Origin of the sequence: Megasphaera sp. DISK 18 (assembly GCF_001682955.1) — a bacterium.
In the GTDB taxonomy this organism is placed as follows: domain Bacteria; phylum Bacillota; class Negativicutes; order Veillonellales; family Megasphaeraceae; genus Megasphaera; species Megasphaera massiliensis.
Map to the genome: position 1 here is coordinate 117,025 of NZ_LUGJ01000021.1, position 12,950 is coordinate 129,974.

At 36.2% G+C, this 12,950-nt stretch carries 12 protein-coding genes; 11 read left to right on the forward strand and 1 reads right to left on the reverse strand.

The features are described from left to right. The first annotated feature begins 97 nt into the window (after positions 1-97). The 10 genes from A0U42_RS05335 to A0U42_RS05375 all read left to right on the forward strand — a co-directional run bounded on the left by A0U42_RS05335 (position 98) and on the right by A0U42_RS05375 (position 10,227). Complete coding sequence (locus A0U42_RS05335; protein WP_065360157.1) at positions 98-859, forward strand: DUF4422 domain-containing protein; 762 nt, start codon at positions 98-100, stop codon at positions 857-859. A gap of 45 nt (positions 860-904) precedes the next feature. Further along, positions 905-1,510, forward strand: coding sequence for a hypothetical protein (locus tag A0U42_RS11460; protein WP_083122319.1), 606 nt, complete (start codon positions 905-907; stop codon positions 1,508-1,510). Then, the gene (locus tag A0U42_RS05340; RefSeq protein WP_065360158.1) at positions 1,476-2,318 is read left to right on the forward strand and encodes a macro domain-containing protein; all 843 of its coding nucleotides are present in this window, start codon (positions 1,476-1,478) and stop codon (positions 2,316-2,318) included. The genes A0U42_RS11460 and A0U42_RS05340 overlap by 35 nt, the downstream gene beginning before the upstream one ends. A gap of 147 nt (positions 2,319-2,465) precedes the next feature. Next, a complete protein-coding gene (locus tag A0U42_RS05345) occupies positions 2,466-3,608 on the forward strand; it encodes a glycosyltransferase family 1 protein (RefSeq protein WP_065360159.1) in 1,143 nt (380 codons plus the stop codon). 45 nt (positions 3,609-3,653) lie between these two features. Continuing rightward, positions 3,654-5,237, forward strand: coding sequence for an ATP-binding protein (locus tag A0U42_RS05350; RefSeq protein ID WP_065360160.1), 1,584 nt, complete (start codon positions 3,654-3,656; stop codon positions 5,235-5,237). Positions 5,238-5,298: 61 nt separating this feature from the next. Beyond that, positions 5,299-6,141 (forward strand): glycosyltransferase, encoded by an 843-nt coding sequence (locus A0U42_RS05355; protein WP_065360171.1) that lies wholly within the window; start codon positions 5,299-5,301, stop codon positions 6,139-6,141. Positions 6,142-6,153: 12 nt separating this feature from the next. After that, positions 6,154-6,996: a glycosyltransferase gene (locus A0U42_RS05360; protein WP_065360161.1), complete on the forward strand. Its 843-nt coding sequence runs from the start codon at positions 6,154-6,156 to the stop codon at positions 6,994-6,996. 231 nt (positions 6,997-7,227) lie between these two features. Continuing rightward, the gene (locus A0U42_RS05365; RefSeq protein ID WP_065360162.1) at positions 7,228-7,983 is read left to right on the forward strand and encodes a DUF4422 domain-containing protein; all 756 of its coding nucleotides are present in this window, start codon (positions 7,228-7,230) and stop codon (positions 7,981-7,983) included. A 16-nt stretch (positions 7,984-7,999) separates the two neighbouring features. Beyond that, positions 8,000-9,571, forward strand: a complete 1,572-nt coding sequence (locus A0U42_RS05370) for an O-antigen ligase (protein ID WP_065360163.1) — start codon at positions 8,000-8,002, stop codon at positions 9,569-9,571. Further along, the gene (locus A0U42_RS05375; protein ID WP_065360164.1) at positions 9,568-10,227 is read left to right on the forward strand and encodes a hypothetical protein; all 660 of its coding nucleotides are present in this window, start codon (positions 9,568-9,570) and stop codon (positions 10,225-10,227) included. Before A0U42_RS05370 ends, A0U42_RS05375 begins: the two co-directional genes overlap by 4 nt. Before the next feature lie 47 nt (positions 10,228-10,274). On the opposite strand, the gene A0U42_RS05380 is transcribed toward A0U42_RS05375, so the two are convergent. Further along, positions 10,275-11,711, reverse strand: coding sequence for an oligosaccharide flippase family protein (locus A0U42_RS05380; RefSeq protein ID WP_065360165.1), 1,437 nt, complete (start codon positions 11,709-11,711; stop codon positions 10,275-10,277). A gap of 348 nt (positions 11,712-12,059) precedes the next feature. On the opposite strand from A0U42_RS05380, the gene A0U42_RS05385 reads away from it, so the two are divergent. Beyond that, positions 12,060-12,401, forward strand: coding sequence for a phosphorylcholine transferase LicD (locus tag A0U42_RS05385; protein ID WP_065360166.1), 342 nt, complete (start codon positions 12,060-12,062; stop codon positions 12,399-12,401). Positions 12,402-12,950 lie beyond the last annotated feature (549 nt).

Consider the following 12,950-nt stretch of genomic DNA (forward strand, 5'->3'; position numbering starts at 1 on the left):
ATCATATGAGATATAGATGGATATATATTAGAAATAACAGCGACTATGCTGAATTACAGTCCTATGTCGCGTTATAGAACAGAAAGGGTTGGAACACTTGTCTATCAAAATTATCATAGCCGCACACAAAAAATATTGGATGCCGACGGATTTGGCGTACTTGCCCGTTCATGTCGGAGCTGAAGGGAAAGACTCTATCGGTTATACTCCGGACAATACGGGGGAGAATATCAGTGCTAAGAATCCTTATTTTTGTGAGCTGACGGGTCTTTATTGGGCGTGGAAAAATTTGGATGCCGATTTTATCGGTCTCGTTCATTATCGCCGCTATTTTACCCGTAAAGAAGTCCGCGATATCGAAGCGAAGAAAGAGCAAATCCTTACCGAAAAAGAATGGCAGGCTTTGTTAGACAAACATCCGGTCATCGTTCCCGATAAGCGGAAATACTATATCGAAACGAATCGCTCCCATTATAACCATGCCCATCATTCAGAAGGGCTCGATATCACGGAGCAGATCATCAAAGAACAGTGCCCCGAATATCTGCCGGCTTTTGACAAGGTCATGAACCGTACCTGGGCCCATATGTTCAACATGTTTGTCATGCGCCGTGATTTGTACAATGATTATATGCAGTGGATGTTCGACATCCTTTTTGAACTGGAAAAACGAGTCGACATCACCGGATGGGATACCTACGAATCCCGTATCTACGGCTTCGTGAGCGAACTCCTCTTAGACGTTTGGCTTGAACATAATAAGATAGACTATGCCGAACAGAACGTATCCTTCATGGAAAAACAAGATTGGATCAAAAAAGGCGGAGCGTTTTTGAAACGGAAGATTTTTGGGCGTTAAATTAATTTCAAAAATTATTTATGGGTATTTGGAGGTCGATTGTTTTTGAGAAAACGAATTTATATAAGTGCGGATTATTCAATAGATCATGGTGATCGTGATGTTGTGGAGTGCCTCAATAAATGGGGAAATGATCATAAACATATTTTAGACTTTGTTGATATGTCACGGGTGATTTCTGGAAGCGTAGAGCATTCTAATCCAGACTGCCGTCCCTGTGATTTAAAGCAAGAATTCAATCGACAGATATATAAGTCATCTATAGTAGTATTTGTTGTTGGAGACAAAACGGCAGTGCGTAAAGCCGGCAGTTCTTGTAAAAGAATGGATGGAAGTCCTTGTGATTGTACACCGTATAAGAAAAATACAAATGGGATGAAAGCGTGTAAAGTTGTATCTACAATGCCTACGAATGGGACTTTTATTGGAGAAATAAATAGCTATTCATATCTTCAACATGAATTTAAGGCAGCTAAACTATGGAATAAAAAAATTGTTATTCTTTATAATTCTTCACGTATGGAGAAACAGTGGTTACCCACCTATATGCGAGGGTATGAAAATATTGCGAAACCTTTTTGGACAATCAATTTCATGGGAGAAAGAGTTGCCGATTATGCATCGATTAAAAAGTTGCTGGGGTATTGCTGATTTTAAAAGTACGTGGCTAAAGTATACGTTAGCTGCTATATCAACAATATTTACCATTTTCCCTGAATCTGTATTTCAATGGGAACTCCCTTTTTTCACGAGTGAATTAGGTACTATCATCAATCGATTTATAGTCATTTGTATTATGGGCTTGTCCTCAGTGGTAGTTGTAGCTATACAAGCGATTATGCGTCGAAAGGTCATTATTAAGGGAAAGAACTACCGTATAAGCGTTGAATATGGAAATCTTTTTACAATGGAAGATTGCAAGAAGGTGATTGCATTTGATGAGTGTTTTACAACCACCATTGGAAATAATCCTGAAGATATCTATACTAATTCTATTTGCGGTCAATTTTTAAAAAGCCATCCGAATTTAGATATTAAAAAACTTATTGAACATAGTGGGCTGCAGTCCCTGAAAGAACCTTCAAAGTATAATAATAAGATTCGGTATAAATCTGGTACCCTTATTCCTTATGATGAATTTCTGTTATTAGCTTTTGTGCAATTAGACGAAGATGGGACTGGAAAGATTTCCTATGACCAATATATAGATAGTTTGCGATTTTTATGGCAGGAGATAGATAAATATCATGCTGGAATGGATGTCTGTATTCCTGTTCTGGGAGCTGGGAGTGCTACTCATATTCAAGATAAAGAGTTGAATCAACAAGAATTATTAGATGTAATTATTATGACTTATAAGCTTAGTTCAAGCAAATTGCAGTATCCCCGTACTCTGCATATTGTGTGTCCTAGAAATGATGAATTTTCATTAAATAGGATTGGTCAATTTACGGGTTGATAAAGGTTAGATGCAATTGTTTTTTGTCAAAAAGGTAAAAGAGTATATGTGAAATGAATAGTATTTTTGCGTAAGTGACTGTAATAGCTTAAATGACAATGTACCTTGTTTTTTGGATTAAAGAGCTAATATAAATGGAGAGATGACATGGAATCCCATCAACCTATAAGAATACTACAAGCTTTTGTTGCGAATGATAAGGGCGGTCTTACCGGATATATTTGCCAGAACTACAGGTTTATCGACAGAAGTAAAGTTCAGTTTGATTTTCTAACTTTTGAAACGGATAAATTAGATTTTGAAGATGAATTTATCCGGATGGGAGCTAAATTTCATCATATCCCCAGACCGTCTCATCCGCTTTCATATGCTAAGGCTCTAAAGAATATCTTGAATGGCGAGGACTATGCTGCGATTCATTTTAATATGTCGTATGCGAACTTTATCCCTCTCATTATTGCACGATGGCTAGGGGTGAAAAAAATCATCATGCACTCTCATAGTACAGATATTGATGATCGGAGAGCCGGTATTCGGGCAGTTAAAATTTTGATTCATAAAATTGGCAGGCTGACCATGGGATATATAGCGGATGATTATTTAGCTTGTTCTTCTTTAGCAGCAGAATGGATGTACCCGTATAAACTCATACAGTCGCAATACTATCATATGGCCAAAAACGCAATCGATGTACGCAAATATAGTTATAATCCTACGATAAGAGATAAAATGAGGCAGCAGCTAGGCCTCAAGCCGGATACTTTTGTCATGGGGCATGTTGGGAGATTTACCTATCAGAAAAACCATGAATTCTTAATCGATGTTTTTGAAAAGGTTCATGAAAAAAAGGAAGATTCGCTATTATTATTGATAGGAGAAGGCCCTGAAGAAGATCAAATCAGGGAAAAAGTAGCATCCCTAGGTTTAACTTCTCAAGTGCTGTTCTTGGGTAGGAGAAACGACGTGCCTAACCTGTTTCAAGCCATGGATTGTTTCGTCCTTCCGTCTCGATTTGAGGGGTTAGGGATTGTCGGTATTGAAGCACAGGCATCCGATTTACCCTGTTTTTTTTCTGACGTAGTACCCCGTGAAGTTGATGTAATTGGCAAATCGGTTTTTGTATCTTTAAGGAGTATAAGTTCTTGGGTTTCTAATATATTAGCTGTTGATAAGAGTAACAGCCGATATGATACAAAACCATTAATGGTTGAGGCCGGTTATGAGATTGATAGTGAAATAAAGCGACTGGAAGCTTTTTATGAAACTAAATTAATGACCTCTGTTTTGTAATAGACAGTTAACGTTGAGTTTGTGAATTAATATGGGGGAGTAGTAATGTATTTGACGCGATTTAAATTGAAGAACTTTCGAGGGTATCAAGAAGAAGTAGAAATTGAATTTAATGATTTAACAGCTTTTGTTGGGAAAAATGACTGTGGAAAATCAACAATATTAGAAGCGTTGGATATTTTTTTTAATGACAATAAAGGGACTGTTAAAATTGATAGGGATGATTTAAATATTACGGCAACAGATAGGGGTGACAAGGATGTTGTAATGACAGCATACTTTAAAGATTTTCCCGAGTCAATCGTTATTGATGCAACCAATACGACGAACTTAAAAGATGAATATTTGCTGAATGAAAATGGAGAATTAGAAATCCAAAAAATATTTCCTAATGCTTCGACTTCTTTTAAAACGTTTATTTTAGCAAATCATCCGCAAAATCCAGAATGTAATGACTTGCTTTATCTGAAATCTACTGCATTAAAGAAAAAAATCAAAGATTTAGAATTAGATGAGTCTGTAGATATGACAAAGAATGCAGAGATGCGAAATGCTATATGGAATCATTATAGAGACGATTTAGAATTAGCTGAAACTCCTATTGATCTTACCAAAGAAGATGCTAAAAAATACTGGAGTAAAATTTCCACCTACTTGCCAATCTATAGTTTATTTCAAGCTGATAGAAATAATTCAGATTCGGATGATGAAGTTCAAGATCCTTTGAGAAATGCCGTTAAAGAAATTGTTAGATCAGAGGATTTGCAACAAGAATTTAATGACGTAGCAGAGAAGGTGCTGGAGAAATTAAATGAAGTGGCTGCTCGAACGTTAGATAAATTAAAAGAGATGGATGAAGAAACTGCTGAAACCTTAAAACCGGCCATTCCTGCAGTAACCGAATTAAAATGGGCTGATGTATTTAAAAATGTATCGATTGCAGGTGATGAAGGGATTCCTTTAAATAAACGAGGAAGTGGTGTGCGTCGACTAATATTGCTGAATTTTTTTAGAGCTGAAGCTGCCAGAAAGCTAGAGGAGCAACGTGTTACTAATTCGACAGCCAGTATTATTTACGCTATTGAAGAACCTGAAACGTCACAACACTTTTCTAATCAATTGAAGCTTGTTAAAGCTTTTAAAGACTTATCTGCTTTAAACAATGTTCAGATTATTTTGACGACGCATAGCGGAGTTATTGTTAAGAATCTTACTTTTAATAATTTGAGGCTTATTGATAACAGTGAATCTGATAATGGGGCAATGGTTAAAGCTGTTCAGCCTAATTGTTTGCCTTATCCTTCCTTGAATGAAGTGAATTATGTTGCGTTTGATCAGATTAATGAAGAATATCATGATGAACTTTATGGATATCTAGAATTGAATAAACAATTTGATGTATATAAGCAAGGTAAGGCGACACGAAAATATAAAAGAGTAAATAGGAAAGGAGAGACTGTTGAACTTGATAAGGTCTTATCAGAATATATTAGACATCAAATCCATCATCCTGAAAATAATCTAAATCCTCGTTATACGCAAGAGGATTTAGTGAAGTCTATCTCCGATATGAGAGATTTTATAAAGGCACATAAGACTGAATTTATCAATGAAAGTCAAGATGAATGAGCCGGGGAATGATAAGGATATTACCGCAAACTCGGCAGGTAAACGTGAGGAGACTATAAATATGAAATTGGCGATTGCAGTTGTTCTATATCAACCGGATGACTCGGTATTGGATAATATCCTCTCTTATATAAATCTAACTGAGCGCCTCTATGTAATTGATAATTCTGTTTCTCCAGTAAGTATCATCGATAAATTGAAGAAATATCCTCAAGTTACATACATTTCTATGGGGGGGAATAAAGGAATTGCTTCTGCTTTGAATGCTGGAATATTCCAGGCGATGCAGGAAAATTTTACTCACTTAATGACCATGGATCAAGACAGTCGATTTCAGCAATCGGTTTTCATGGGATATATTCAAAAAGCAGATGATATCTTTAATGCGACTCAAAATGCAGCTATTGTAGGGATTAATTACGATGGATATAAACAAAAAAATCAAAAAGCAGACGTAGAAGTCGTGGAGGAAGTTATTACTTCTGGCATGATTATAAATCTGGATATAATGAAAAAGTTGGGGAGTTTCATTGAGAAACTTTTCATTGACTATGTGGATTATGAATATTGTTACCGTGCCAGGAAAGCTGGGTATTTGTGCTTCATAGTAAATCAATATAGATTGGAGCATCAAATTGGTGGGATGAACCCCATTGTAAAATATGGAATACATTTTCGAAATCATAATGAACATAATGCTATTCGGCAATACTATATGGCAAGAAATGCTATTTATGTTATGATAAACTATCCTGACATGGCTATGAAATGGGTTAAAAATTTAATTAAATCACCTATAAAAATACTATTGGTTGATGATGATAAGGGAAAGAAATTTAGAGGATATATTAGCGGGATTTTTGATGGTATAAGAGGTCAGTACGGACCTAAAACAAGCTTATAAGGAGAAGCAGTGATGAAATTAGCCGGTGTTGTTACTTTGTATCACCCTAATGAAAATGTGATGTCGAATATTGCAAGTTTTTTAGAGGAATTGGACGTTCTATATGTTTTGGATAATACAGAAAATCCTGATGAATCGGTAAGAGCACTGTTTTCTCGTAATGACAAGATTAGATATAAAGCTTTTGGAGATAATATGGGAATTGCTTTTGCGATGAATTATGCTTTGAAAGAAGCCAGTGATTTTGATTTTCTTTTAACGATGGATCAGGATAGTTATTTCTTTCCGGGTATGATGAAAAAATATAGAGAGTCTATAGAATCTATGGAGGCAGCCCAGTCTCAACGGGTGGGAGTTTACTCAGTGAATTTTGATCAACGAATTGATCCAGTTGTACCGGGACATAAAAAAATCAAAGTAGCCATTACCTCGGGCTCTGTTATCCCAATCAAGATTGCCATAAAGATTGGTGGTTTCGATGAGAACCTTTTTATTGATGAAGTAGACAATGAGTTTTGTTATCGAGCTAGGGAAAATGGATATGATATTATAGAATTCCCTTCAATCCTGTTAAAACATTCATTGGGGAGACAGACCTTTCATCAGATTTTAGGCTTTCATTATAATACCTTTAACCATAACGCGATAAGAAAATATTATATGACAAGAAATAGAATTTATGTCATGAAGCGGTACCCTGAAGTAAAGAATCTTTATGTGAAGATTATAATAAAAGATATTGTTAAAGTAATTCTTTCAGAAGATGATAAAATACGTAAAATCAAGTATATTATTAAAGGTGGAAAAGATGGCTTGATGGGCCGCATTGGCAAACTTCTCGATTCAAAGACCTAATAAATTTTTTATGAAATAGGAAATTGGCAAAGTCTCTAAAAATGGATAGTTAGATTTCTTAGAATACCGTATGAGGGGATTCCTCAAATTTAATAGTTGGGATTACTTCTTTTGTATTCTTGATATGTGTTTTTTATAATGCTTATCTGCTAATGGAATTTCTTTAAAATATTTTCTTTGTATATGATTATTATCTAAAAATATAGCATTAAAATTATGAATGAGGTGGGTATGATAGATAAGAGAGATATAGCTGTTTATATTGCTATGCATAAACCCTATGAATTTGTTGAGGTCGATGGTTATCATCCTATTCAAGTAAATGCTCAGAACAATAAGGTGTTTTTGCCCCTTACTGATGCAGATGGGGACAATATTTCTTTGAAAAATGATAGGTTTTGTGAGTTAACCGCCTTATATTGGATTTGGAAAAATGATAAGAGACATAAGTATATTGGACTATGTCATTATCGTAGATATTTCAAGATGGAGCAGGACTTTTGTAATTATTTTGAATCTGTTTTTGAGAAGGAAAAATTAGCTCTTTCTGATATAGCTGTTTCTGAGCAGGTATTACATGCTTTAGAGAAGGGAAAGGTTATTGTTCCTAAAAAATATAAATTTGGTGGGAAAATTCATCATGAGAGTGTAGAGCAGCAGTATGTAAGTTGTCATAATGAAGAAGATCTAGTTATATTAAAAAAAGTTCTTTTGGCTAAGTATCCTGACTATGAGGCTGCTTGGAGTAAAGTCTTTCATCGCAATTGGATTTATGCTTATAATATGTTTATCATGGGTAGAACATTATTTCATCGATATATGGAATGGTTGTTCGATGTTTTATTTGAAGTGGAAAAGAGAATACCTCCCAAAGATGACCTTTATCAAAATCGAAGTTTTGGGTTTATGTCGGAGCGATTATTCAATGTGTTTTTAGAACATAATGACTGTCAAATGAAAGAATTACCAATTATATTTTTAACGTAATGAGGGATGTTGCTATATGGTGACTGGAAATATAATTCAACCAGCTAAGTTTGATTTTACTTTGCTTCAGCGTCGAATATTGCAATTAACGATTATTTCTTTGCCGTTCATTAATTTCCCTATCAAATTCCCTTTAGTTGGAAACGATATTTCATCTTTGTTTTTATTTTTGGGATACAGCGTTTTTCTTTTTGAAAGTATAGTGCGGCCGATTCGATTGAGCAAATTTGAAAAATATAGCTTGTTTTTTTTATCGATTTATTTCGTATGGTATTTGATTACCGGCTTTATTGGAATAGAGACTTATCCGTATTATCATCTTTTGGATGTTGTTAAAGACGATAAACTTAGTGTCTTATTTTTTAACCTGAGTCAGTATGGTAATATTGATTCACTGGCATTAACAAAAGGTTGGCTGACTTTCTTAGTAGTTCGATCCAGTATACTGAATCTTCTGTTTACCTATGCTGTTACGATGTGGATTTACCATCTTTATAGAGCTGATTTTGAACAAGCTTTTGGAGATATTTATGGGTCAATTAAGGTGCTTTGTATTTTCATTGGGGCATACTCTGTGATTGAAGTCGGCTATCTGTTTGGAAGCTATACCTGCAAGGCGATATTGGTCAGTATCAATCCCTTATTTATGAAAATTGCACTGGCCCATGGTTGGTGGCCGCCTCTATTATGGACTAATTTACAAGTCAGGAGTTTGTTTGCTGAACCTAGTTATTTCGGTATGTTTTTAGCTATGGCGTTGCCTTTATTAGCAAATGCCTTTTTTTCTAATATAAATAGAAAAAAATATGCCAATAAGTTTTATGTTTTACTGTATGTGTTTATGGTTATGCTCCTAGTTATGTCAAAAGCTAGAACTGCCATTGCGTTGTTTTCAGGAGAAATCATGCTTATTATATTGTGGCAGTTCGTGATTCGGCGTGCAGTCTGGCGACCTTTTTTAAGATTCTTTGGGTGTACGATTTTGGCAGTAGTTTTTGGAATGCTTTGTACTTTTCAATTCCATTCAATTGATGATAAGGTGCACATAGAAAACAATAACACCGTACAATCCTATGTTAGCCAAAATGTAACTTCTATTGTAGGAAATAGAAGAAGTAATAATGCCCGTATGGCTAATACGATGGCTATGACGAAAGTCGGTTTGAATAATCCACTGTTTGGCGTAGGTCAAATTCTAGTAGATGAATATGTGGCAGATCAATTTACGGGGGCGGATCTTAATAATTCTGAAGTTCGATTATGGACGCGGGTTTTAAAGGAAAAAGGAGCTCTTAAAGGCGGAGGGTATCCTATACTAAATCAGCTTGCAGGGGTATTAGCTAGACAAGGGCTTATTGGACTTTTTATTTTTGTTTTCCCGATTGGATTTATTATAAAATCGGTGATTTCTTCGAAAAAGGTGATAAAGGATTTTAGATCTTTTAGTTTGTTAGTGGCTTTTTGTGGATTGGTTATGGCTTTTTTCTCAAATGCAGCTCAGCTAGGGTATTATGTGCTGTGTGGGTTATTGCTTTGTTTGATTAGTTCAAAATATACTTTGAAAGATAAGGAGAATGATTGCAAATGAAGGGTGAAATGACAGTCGGTAACGCAATAAAGAAGCGATGGTTGTATATTATTATTATTGGCATATTAGTCGCAGTCGGGTTATCCGTAATGAAATATTTTTTTACGGCAGCATCTAATCGACACGGTGATTATTTATTTGTTCGCACAGTTCAGGTACAGTCTATGGGAGCTCCGCTTCGTGATGATTTTGACTACAAGGGTTTTTTAGAATCACCGGCTAACTATTATCAATTTATTCACAGTGCAGAAAATGGTGGCTTTGATTTTGGAAAAATAGACAGTGCTTGGACTCGTAAAAGTCAATATGAGCAGATGGATTCACTCAAAAAAAGCGTCCAAGTTTTTTCGTATCGCGATAATGTTCTCCAATTCGTCGTTCATTTTGATGCCAATGTAACTCCCGATGTTGATTATATGAAGACTCATGGGGAGGTATTGATTGACGATTTCGTAAATCAGAGCGAGCAGTCTATCAAAGCTGTAAGACCGGATGCAGCCTTTAAAGTGGTAAGCAAAGAATCTTCCGTTCCTGTCGTAGATTCGGTTGATCGGAAGAAAGTTGCCATTAAGTTTGCTATTATTGGTTTTGTTATCGGTGTTTTAGGGGCGACCATCTTTTTTGCCTTATGGGCTGTAAGAGGCCAACAAAAATAATTTGGATATAGAAAAATCCCGTCGGAGTTTTATCCGACGGGATTTTTTTATCGGGGTAGTTTTCCTTTTACTTTATCGATTGCCATGATTAACATGGGATCTTTAAAGAAATATAAGAAGCTGAAATATAGGCAGGAGCCGACGGCGACAATAAGAACTGTATGAACGATACTGGGGGCCAAGTAATGACTTAGTGAATATGTTGCAGCGAACATAATAAGGCAGCTGAGCAGGTATTTTGAGGATGAGCGGATAATTTGTGAAATAGAAAAGACTTGACGGACGAGGTAGAACTGTACCGCTGTTACCGTTATTTCAGCAATGATAGACGCGATGGCGGCCCCGATAGACTGCATCATAGGGATGAGTACTAGATTGAGTACAAAGTTTACGACAGCGCCGCAGATGACTGTCAGCGTCAATTTGTTTTGCTGATTGGTCGGCAGCATGTATTGTATGCCCGTGACGTTGCTGAGGCCGATAGCGATGACAAGCCCGCTGAGAATCTGCATGAGAGGGACTACCTTATCATAGCCGGGCCCAAAGAACCAAGGAACGAAGTTATTGCTGACGGCGATGAATCCGCAGAACATGGGGAGCGTCAAGAACCAGACAAAGCGATAGGAACGCATCATATTCGTCCGGATGGTTTCATAGTCCTTGTGGGCATAGGCATAAGCAATGCGGGGCAGCATGACCGTGCCAAGGGAAGTTACGATCGTCAGGGATAATTTTACGACTTTTTCAGCCTGTTCATAATAGCCGTTTTCCAGAGGCGATCCGGTCATGACGCCAATCATTGTTTTATCAAGGACGGTATAGACCTGAATGGCGATTTGCGGCAAAAACATTTGGATGATGATGGAAAAATTTCGAAAGGCTTTGATTTCTTGACGCGGGACCGGGACGAGGTATTTTGGCAAATAGAGCCAGATAGAAATACCGGAGAGAATATTCATCATGCCGATAAGGATGACAAATTTATTTAAATCTTCAGGTTGATGGATGAATACGAAGATGCAAATGACGCTGGCAAATTTGATGATGAAATTTCGCAATACGATTTTGCCGAATTCTTCCAGGCCTTGAAAGAACCAGGAGATATCAAAAAGAACGGCGAGAATATTCAACGCTTGATACCAGTAAATCAGATGATTGTCGGAAAAGCTTGAAACTACAAAATAGTAGATACAGAGACTGAGGCCGACCAATAGGAATCGTATGAGAGTGACTTCATAAAAAGTACGGCTTTGCAGATGCGGATCATCCTGCTGGTAAGCAATCTCCCGTTGAGCATAGTCGGCGACGCCGAGAGAGGCCAATAAGATGAAATATGAAACGATGGAATAGGTATAGCTGTATGTCCCAATACCGGCCGGCTCCAACACTCGCGAGAGGTATGGTGTTGTGATAAAAGGGGTAATTAATAATAATAGCTGGTAACTGACGTTGTAAATATAATTTTTTGAAACACTCTTGGACATGAGATACTCCTCGATATGGCAATTAATTTATTACTCTACTATATATAACATATTTATACCTGACGAACAAGTTGATATATGGTATAATTAAAACACCATCTGGTATTTACGCATAATTTACGATAAATTTACTATACTGACAAATATATGAAGCTGTTAATAGAGCGAGCTTTTTCTATGGGTTGGCCAATATTCTTAAGACAATGAGAGTTCGTGTATGCATTAGAGCCCTTGTCAAGTTGTGATGGAAAATGCAGAAAATTTAAATGCGTTTTTGCAAAAAAAAGGCTGTGAACTATTATAAAAATTCCGGCGGTTAATAAAATTTGTATATTGGGGAGTTGTCTAGTGGGAAAAATTAATAATGAACAAATGAAGAAACTCGAATTATCTATGTTATTAGATGTAGCTCAATTTTGTGACGAGCATTCTATTCGATATTATCTTTGTGGAGGGACACTTCTAGGGGCAATTCGGCATAAAGGCTTTATTCCGTGGGATGATGATATTGATATTATGATGCCTCGTCCAGATTATATGAAATTTGTGAATTCTTATAATGGCTCCAATAAGAACTATATTGTTAAATCAATAGAAAATGATAGTGATTATTGGCGTACTTTTGCTAAAGTATTTGATTTAAATACTTTCTTGCAAGAAGATGCGATTCGTGTGCCTAAGAAAGATTGAGTTGCATAGGGAAATTGATTTGTTTGCCAGAGTTTTTCATTCATCATGATGTTGATTTGGAAAATTGGCAATTAAGCTGGAAACTGTATTATGGGATGAGAAATGATTTGATCTTTTTCAAGAAACATTTTCCTACGCATTATCCGATTGTACTTTTAAAGTTATGTATAAAAACCTTATTATCTCCCTTGAAAGGCCGATCTGGGACTGAATTTATAATGCGATTCACAGCAATGAAAGATAGTCTCTTGGGACATATGGGAAAAAATGATATCTATAAACCAGGCTGGAAGCCTTAGGCTAGTTGAGTCCTTTTGTTAGATGTCTGTAGCGTCGCTATGGGCATCTTTTTTATTTTTTGGGAACCGATTAAAGCTTGTTTGATTAATTGGGGTTACTTCTTTTGCTTTTATCCTGATAATTGGCTTGTAATAGTTGGTACTGTCAAATATTTTTCGAAAATGTCTGAATCTCGATATAAGTAAAATCAGTCAAGAAGATTCTCTACATCAAATCCGTAGAGGTGTTTATATCCATGTACTTCTTTGA